General features: G+C 68.0%; 1 protein-coding gene. It reads right to left on the reverse strand.

All coding sequences use genetic code 11. The annotated features are described in order from the left end of the window. Positions 1–287 (reverse strand): hypothetical protein (locus ACWTU9_RS33325; RefSeq protein WP_455862034.1); only part of this gene is annotated, 287 nt, incomplete at its 3' end. Positions 288–334: the final 47 nt, after the last annotated feature.

Consider the following 334-nt stretch of genomic DNA (forward strand, 5'->3'; position numbering starts at 1 on the left):
TCGACCGGCGACCAGCCGTCGAGCATGCCAAAGTCCTGCTCGTTCTCCAGATTGTCGATCGCTCCCCCGTCGGCGGCAGGAAGCCCAGCAGCGCCATCGCCCGGTGCGGAACCAGGTTCGGGGGCGTTTCGGTTCAGCCAATGCTGGTCCTGCAGCCAGTCCGGTGTCTCTGCTTGGTCGAGGAGGATGCCTACGTCCTGCCCGTCGTTCTGCGGATTGCCAAGCGCTCCCCAGTCGGCGGCAGCAAGTCCAGGAGCGCTGTCGCCTGGGCCGGCAAAGGCTTGCAACGGCGCAGCCGGCGGCCAAACATGCCCCTGCTGGCCCGCCTGCTCCG

Source organism: Mesorhizobium sp. 128a (genome assembly GCF_053848025.1).